This window comes from Pseudomonas sp. MS19 (assembly GCF_013277615.1).
Lineage (GTDB): Bacteria > Pseudomonadota > Gammaproteobacteria > Pseudomonadales > Pseudomonadaceae > Aquipseudomonas > Aquipseudomonas marincola.
This window is the reverse complement of record NZ_VBTO01000008.1, coordinates 708,003-714,887: the sequence shown is the minus strand read 5'-3', so window position 1 is coordinate 714,887 and position 6,885 is coordinate 708,003. Positions and strand designations below refer to the sequence as shown.

Below are 6,885 nucleotides of genomic sequence, written 5' to 3'. Positions count from 1 at the left end.
GGCGCTGGTCGTGGTAAATAATCGGGAAATCGCCACGCCCAGGAGCAATGGGCTGTGGCACGCACTATAAGAAAGTGTTTTTACACACTCTGGGCCAATAGAGATCGCTGGCGAACCAGCGGTTCACCCCGAGCAGATGACCCATATGCACCAGCTGCAGATTTAACCCCCGGATGCAAAGAAAAGGGCCGCAGTGCGGCTCTTTTTGCTTGTGGGTTTCGCTCATGCGCTGAGCGATGTAAAGCTCATTTTTTTCTATCGATTTGCCTGGCAGATAGTGGTTTGGTACCCCGTTTTGGCGCGAGGTCAGTTGCGGTTTTAGTTACAACGCTATCCATGACTTGATGGGCATGCGCCGAAGCCTCAGCCTGCCCCTTCGCATAAACAAAACGGGCTGTACTTTTTCGCTTTGGTTGCGCAGCAACAATTCCCATCTGCAGTCCAAACTTGCGCAGGACTCCATCGATAGTCTTGAGGGTTGGGTTGCCTTTGTCAGACTCCAATTGATACAGAGCACGTGTAGACAGACCGCACATGGCGGCAAAAGTCTCTTGATCGAAGCCAGTCACCTCAAGGCGTAAGCGTCGAACACAAGTGCCAAGGGTCTCAACACCCGCCCCATGCTTGGCCATGATGTCGTCAATGAGAGCCTTACGCTCTGCTCCTGTCATTTCATTCATAGGAGCCCCCATCTTTGCAAATTCATATCCAGGTTATTCAGCGGTATTGCGTTCGAACGCCTGACTTCATCTGGCAGCTCGGTGAGCAAGTCCGGTAGCGCCCTGAACTCCTGAGCTGCTGCGCGTAGCCGATCAAAGATCATGTCTGCAGGCGCAAATTCAGTAAAGCTATTGCAGGCCTGACGCCAATCTGGATACCCCCGGACTTCTGTCAGCCATTTCGTCACACGAACCACCACTTCCGAATCAAGCACCATCGGCGCCAAATCATAAATTGGGGCCAGCGAGAAGGAGCCCTTGTAGCGGTGAATGGCCATGTTGCGGCCATGGTTGTCGGAATTGCCGAGAATCCGGTTGAGTAGATCGCGACGGATATATTCGAAGATTAAATCTTCAACCTCAGCCCCTTGCCCGTTCATTACCCAAAGCTCGATCAGGCATCTCATAACATCTTCATGGTTCTGGTTTGCACCTCCCATGGTGATTTGCCGTATGGAATAAATCGACTCTACGGGGATACGCTCAACGCCCTCCGGCGAAACACGCCGATCAAACCGTGGCATCCACAAGCTGGGTTTATTAGCCTCCTCAAGCGCCAGGCCATCGACTGGAACCGTGTTAAGGCCAAGCCTCGCGACAGCTTTGTAATAGAGGTATTCCGCCCGAAGGATATTCTTGTCAGTCAAAGTCCCTGTGTTTCGCGGGAACTTGACCAGCCAGTGGGCTTTGGCGCCTTCATCAGCCAACATCGCATCGGCGTAAAACAAACCGTCATGCGCCTCTGTAAGCACAAGCTTGGGGGCTTCACCCTGTGCACCTGTCGCCCCACCAAGCGCAGCACCTGACTCGTAGGCGTACTCAAGAAAGTCTGTGTCTCTGTTGATAATTTCGTCCCGCTCGAAGCCTTCGTTAGGCGATGTTTCAAGGCGTTGAACAGACTCTTTTATACGAAGGTTTCCGATTGGTGCCGGAGTACATTGGCCCAGCAGAAAAAGGTCGGTATCCATTTCTGCTGGTCTGGAATCATTAAACCGCCGAAGTAGTGAGCGTTTAGCTGCGCCAGCTGGGATTATGTCGAGAATGAAGGCGGGGAACCCTACATAATCTTCAGGCGACCAGTTCATAGGTGCGTTAACACTCAACACAGGCTCGAATAGCGAGTCAAAGTCATCAAGGAAATGAGCTAAATAGGCAGCCTTGTAGGTGAGCGCACACCTCTTCCCCTCCACTTGCGCAGTGTCTGCGAAGGAAAGATCAGCGGCATCGAACCATTCGCCGTCAACGAAGGTTTGGATCGTGAGTTGCTCGAACATAGCCAAAACCTGATTTCAGCATTTTATGTCTGATTACTATGGATCAATCGACTGTAATCGGCAATATAAATCCACTTACGAGACCGCCCGACTAAGTTATCAGCATTTTAATACTGATTGTGATTTTGGCGATCCACCCAGTCACTGCTATTGCTTCCTTATTCGCCACACCTAAACACACCAACTCCATCGACACGCCCTCACCAAACCAACACGCCAAAAACCGACATACCCAAACCGCAATTCATTGAAAAACAACACATTGGCGTCGTGTTTAGGCGGTGAAATGGCGTGGACAACCATTCCTCAATCCGGATATCGACATAGCGTGAGGGCATAACAAGTACTAATAACCGGTGGAGAAATATAATGACAAGGGCATCGATCCCCCCTCAGCGACCGTCACTGTTAATGGCGCTCATACCGATTGTGGCTACGCTGGCGGTTTTGGCGTTGCAGTTGTTTATATTCGGTGAGTTCACCCCGCATGTACCGCTGGTTTGTGGTGTTGCGATTACGGCTGTTATCGGCTGGAAGTTGGGCTACCGCTGGGCTGCGATGGAAGATGGCATGATGCGCGTTGGGCTACCGTCGATTGCCATCCTTATTCTTGTCGGCATGACGGTGGGCACGTGGATCGCCTCCGGCAGTGTGCCGATGATCATTTACTACGGGCTCAAGCTGATCTCGCCGGAATACTTTCTCGCCGCCGCCATGCTGATGTGTGCGGTGGTTTCCGTGACCCTCGGCACCAGCTGGGGCACCGTCGGCACTGTCGGCCTTGCTCTGATGGGGATCGGTGCTGGCTTCGGCATCCCGCCCTGGTGGACAGCCGGCGCGGTGGTTTCCGGTGCTTTCTTCGGCGACAAAGTCTCACCACTCTCAGACACCACCAATCTGGCGCCCGCAGTAACCGGAGTGAATCTGTTTGCGCATATCCGCAACATGATGCCGACCACGATTCCGGCGATGCTGATTGCGCTGGTGATTTATCTGGTGGCTGGCAACTCGCTGGCGGCAGGTCAGGCACTCGATCTTGAGCGCATCCAAACCATCACCGAAGGGCTGGCGAGCAATTTTGAGTTCAGTATTTGGGTGCTGTTGCCGCCGCTGTTGGTGATGGGTTTGGCAATGGCCCGCATGCCGGCATTGCCAGCGTTGTTTGTTGGCGTGGTCGCCGGTGCGGTGGTGGCGTTTGGGGTGCAGGGCGAAGCCTTGAAGGCGCTGTTCGGCTAAATGCAAAACGGCTATTCGCTGAGCACGGGCGTGAGCGAAATAGACACGCTGCTCAACCGTGGCGGCATCATGTCGATGTCATGGGTGATTCTGCTGGTCATGATCGCGCTGGCGTTTGGTGGCCTGCTTGAAGTGATCGGTTGTCTTGAGTCGCTGTGCGCGGCGGTACTGCTTAAAGTGCGCGGGATTTTTGGCTTGCAACTGGCGGCCAGTTCTACAGCAGCGATGACCAATGTGATTGCGGGCGACCCGTATCTTTCCATCGCGCTGCCGGGGCGTATGTATGCGCCAATCTTTCGGGGCGAAGGCTATTCCACGCTTAACCTGTCGCGCTCTCTTGAAGAAGGCGGCACATTGATCTCGCCACTGATTCCCTGGAATGCGGGTGGCGCTGTGGTCATCAGCTCGCTTGGTTTGGTAGTTGGCGATGGCAGCTGGGAAAGCCTGCTGTACATTCCGCTGGCCTTTGCCTGCTGGTTGTCGCCGTTACTGGGACTGCTGTACACCTTGCTTGGGCGCTTCATTGTGCCAGCCAGCGACGCTGAGCGTGCCGACTGGGTGGCTCAAGATTACGCGGTGACATCACTGCAACAATTGCGCGATCAGGCAGAGATTGGCGTCAGAAGTGTCAAGGTCGCGCAGCCTGAGGTTTGAGGGACTGGCGGCAATGTGAAGTCAGCCTTGCGAGTCGCTGGAGTGTGAGTCTGAACGCTCTGGCGACAACGCCTGCAACGTGAACATCAGGCGGCAACAACTAAAAAGGGCGCATCTCCATGCGCCCTTTTCTATCGGTTAAAACTCTATCGCCACATCGCCTTGCGGCACGCTGCAGCACGACAGGATGTAGCCCTCGGCCACGTCTTCATCGGTGATGCCGCCGTTGTGCTCCATGCTGACCTCGCCCGAGGTTTTCAGCACCTTGCAGGTTCCGCAAATGCCCATGCCGCAGGCCTTGGGAATGTGCAGGCCCAATTGCGCAGCGGCCGAGTGCACGGTTTCGCTCGGACCAACCCGGATGCTTTTGCCGGTAAGCACGAATTCGACCTGACGCAGATCGGTCGCCGGTACTTCCGCCGCCTCGGCCGCTTCTGCTGCCAGCTCCTTAACTTCAGCGCGAACCTCGGGCGGAGTCGGCCCGAATGCTTCTTCGTGATAGCGCTGCATGTCGTAATTGTTGGCTTGCAGCAGGCGTTTGACCGCCGCCATGTAAGGCGTTGGCCCGCAGCAGAAGATTTCACGGTCGAGATAATCCGGGGCGATCAACTCCAGCATCGGCTGATTGAGATAGCCCCGATACCCCGCCCACGCCTCGCCCAAGCCATGCTTTTCGCAGATGACGTGCAGGCTGAAGTTGTTGATGCGCGCCGCCATGTGCTCAAGCTCGCGATGAAAGATGATGTCTTTCGGCGAACGCGCGCTGTGCACAAACACCATGTCCACATTGGCGTTGGTGTCGTAATACCAGCGCGCCATCGACATGACCGGAGTAATGCCCACACCGCCGCTGAGAAACAGCACTTTTTCTGCGGGGAAATCAATCGCATTGAAGTTACCCACAGGGCCATGCACGGCCAGATCCTGGCCTTCATGCAGATTATCGTGCAGCCAGTTTGAAACCTTACCGCCAGGCACCCGTTTAATGGTGATCGAAAAGCTGTACGGCACCGACGGCGCGCTGGAGATGGTGTAGGAGCGCATGATCGGCACGCCCTCGATTTCAAGCTCCAGCGTGACGAACTGCCCCGGTTTAAAAAAGAACAACACGGGCTGATCGGCCATGAAACAGAAGGTGCGGACATCCCAGGTTTCCTGAATGACCTTGACGCAACGCACCAGATGGCGGCCATTGCTCCAGGTCTGGGTGGTTACCGGGTTTAGAAAGTCGTTAGTGGTCATGCACGTGCCTCCGCGCGCGGCCGGACATCGGCCTGAATATGCAGCGATTGTGCTTAACGCCAGCACGACTCATATATCTGTTAGCGACATTTACATGCTTATCGCGACCCGCCCGCTAACACGGGCCATTGCTGGTCGGAAACTGATTCAGGCGTGTCGCCCATGGATAAGGATCAAGCCGCGCGCGCAGCCAAACTCGACCCTAGCCGAATCATCAATTGGTGTGCCCTGAGTCAAGACTCGAACACGCCCGCATGAATGGAACCAGCGCCAGTCGGTCGGTGAAAAAGCACGGCGCAATCACCTTGCAGCTGCACCTAAATGCCACTTTTGCGGCGATAAATCCACTATCGCCATTGAGGAGTTACTGATGGACGTCACTTCGACTCTGAGCCTCGGCGATCCACTTGAGCCAGCGCGCAAGGCAACGGTAGATATGCTTCACAGCCGTGAGCGGACCTTTTCATTGCCGCAGCCGTTTTATAACGACGAACGCCTGTTCCAGATCGACATGCAGGAGATCTTCCACAAGGAGTGGCTGATCGCCGGAATGACTTGCGAAATACCGGCCAAGGGTAATTACCTGACGCTGCAAATCGGCAATAACCCGATCATCGTGATTCGCGGTGCCGAAGGCGTGGTGCATGCTTTTCACAACGTCTGCCGCCACCGTGGCTCGCGGCTGTGCACCAGCGAAAAAGGCAAGGTCGCCAAACTGGTTTGCCACTATCACCAGTGGACATATGAACTCGACGGTCGCCTGCTGTTTGCCGGCACGGAAATGGGTGCAGACTTTGACCTGAACCAGTACGGCCTGAAACCGGTTCACTGCAAAACAGCCGGCGGCTATATCTTCATTTCGCTGGCAGAAAACCCGCCTGCGGTGGATGACTTCCTCAGCACGCTGGCGCACTACATGGAGCCTTACGACATGGAAAACACCAAGGTGGCGGTGCAAACCACCTTGATGGAAAAGGCCAACTGGAAGCTGGTACTCGAGAACAACCGCGAGTGCTACCACTGCAGCGGCTCGCACCCGGAGCTGTTGAAGTCACTGCTTGAGTGGGACGACGTGACCGACCCCCGCGCCGACCAGAACTTCAAGGATCATGTCGCCGACTCAGCGGCTAAATGGCAAGCCGAGAACATTCCTTATGCCCACGCCAGCTTTGGCCTGCGCAATCGCATCGTGCGTATGCCGCTGCTCAAGGGCACCGAGTCGATGACCATGGACGGCAAGCGCGGCTGCCAAAAGTTGATGGGCCGCATCAAGAACCCGGAGCTGGGCTCGATGCGCATTCTGCACCTGCCGCACTCGTGGAACCACTGCATGGGCGACCACCTTATTGTGTTCACCGTGTGGCCGGTCAGCGCGCAAGAAACCATGGTCACCACCAAGTGGCTGGTGCACAAGGACGCCGTTGAAGGGGTTGATTACGACGTCGCGCGCCTGCGCCAGGTGTGGGATGCAACCAACGATCAGGATCGTCGTCTGGCCGAGGAAAATCAGCGCGGCATCAACTCCACCGCCTACCAGCCAGGGCCTTACTCGCAGACTTACGAGTTCGGCGTGGTCAACTTTGTCGACTGGTACAGCGAGCGCATGCTCAACAACCTGAATGCGCAGCCGCTGACCCAGTTGCGCCAAGTCGTTTCGGAGTAGCGCGTCATGAGTCAGGGGTTTGTTCTGCTGTTGGCGCTGCTGGCATACAGCCTGTTGGCGATAAAACCGGCGCCGCCAGTACAGCAGCGAAACCCAG

At 55.7% G+C, this 6,885-nt stretch carries 4 protein-coding genes and 1 pseudogene; 2 read left to right on the top strand and 3 right to left on the bottom strand.

The window, feature by feature from the left end:
* Positions 1-245 precede the first annotated feature (245 nt).
* The gene (locus tag FEZ62_RS10400) at positions 246-680 is read right to left on the bottom strand and encodes a helix-turn-helix transcriptional regulator (protein WP_242454922.1); all 435 of its coding nucleotides are present in this window, start codon (positions 678-680) and stop codon (positions 246-248) included.
* The gene (locus FEZ62_RS10395) at positions 677-1,993 is read right to left on the bottom strand and encodes a HipA domain-containing protein (RefSeq protein WP_172927577.1); all 1,317 of its coding nucleotides are present in this window, start codon (positions 1,991-1,993) and stop codon (positions 677-679) included. The genes FEZ62_RS10400 and FEZ62_RS10395 overlap by 4 nt, the downstream gene beginning before the upstream one ends.
* Positions 1,994-2,362: 369 nt before the next feature.
* Between FEZ62_RS10395 and nhaC the strand changes: the two are divergent.
* Positions 2,363-3,883, top strand: a pseudogene (gene nhaC, locus FEZ62_RS20735) (Na+/H+ antiporter NhaC).
* Between the two features lie 138 nt (positions 3,884-4,021).
* Here nhaC and gbcB read toward each other — a convergent pair.
* Complete coding sequence (gbcB, locus tag FEZ62_RS10385; RefSeq protein ID WP_069898189.1) at positions 4,022-5,125, bottom strand: glycine-betaine demethylase subunit GbcB; 1,104 nt, start codon at positions 5,123-5,125, stop codon at positions 4,022-4,024.
* Positions 5,126-5,495: 370 nt separating this feature from the next.
* On the opposite strand from gbcB, the gene gbcA reads away from it, so the two are divergent.
* Complete coding sequence (gene gbcA, locus FEZ62_RS10380) at positions 5,496-6,788, top strand: glycine-betaine demethylase subunit GbcA (RefSeq protein ID WP_172927576.1); 1,293 nt, start codon at positions 5,496-5,498, stop codon at positions 6,786-6,788.
* The last annotated feature ends 97 nt before the right edge of the window (positions 6,789-6,885 follow it).